Below are 667 nucleotides of genomic sequence, written 5' to 3'. Positions count from 1 at the left end.
GCCTTCGCGACCTCCGTATGGGCCTCGAAACGCACAGCCAGAAAAATGACGTCCGCCTTGATGGCAGCCGAAAGCGTCGCTGGCTTGATCGATGGGCCGACTGCGGCGGCCTCCGACGCAAAGCTTTCCGGATCACGGGTGGTCGCAACAGATACGTCGATGCCGCGGCGAGCAAACGCCTTGGCGAGGGCCTGGCCGATTTTGCCGAAGCCAATGATTGAGTAGGTCATAATCTTTCTCCTTGGTCGATAAAGGTGCCGAACGGCTCGCTCGTTTTAGAGCCGCGGGGGCTACTCGTTCAGAGCTGGGCGAGGCCGCCGTCGACGGCGACTTCGCTCGCTGTCATGAAGCTGCTGTCTGATGATGCGAGGAAAGCGGCCACCGCCGCGATCTCTGTCGGGTCGGCCATGCGCTGCAGAGGTGTCATCGCGCCGTATGCCTTCTGGCCTTCCTCTCCGAGAGCCTCCTTCGCGAGTTCAGTCGCGGTGGCGCCAGGCGAGAGGACATTGACGCGGATGCCTGTGCCCTTCAGATCTTCGGCCCATGTTTTGGCCAGGTTGCGGACGGCCGCCTTGCTGGCGCTGTAGGCAGTGAACGCCGGAGCCCCGGTTGTGCCGGCGCTAGACCCGGTCAGGATGATTGATCCAGTGGGGCTCATGAGTGGGAG

2 protein-coding genes are annotated in these 667 nt (G+C 62.8%); both read right to left on the bottom strand.

The window, feature by feature from the left end; all coding sequences use genetic code 11:
• The coding region (locus tag AC1DIX_RS27485) for an NAD(P)-binding domain-containing protein (protein WP_477328482.1) at nt 1-230 on the bottom strand (230 nt) is incomplete at its 3' end.
• 68 nt (nt 231-298) lie between these two features.
• The coding region (locus tag AC1DIX_RS27480; protein WP_477328480.1) for an SDR family NAD(P)-dependent oxidoreductase at nt 299-667 on the bottom strand (369 nt) is incomplete at its 5' end.

This window comes from Massilia sp. 05N420 (genome assembly GCF_056397205.1).
Note: the sequence above shows the minus strand (reverse complement) of the source record. Positions and strands in the feature narration are given on the sequence as shown.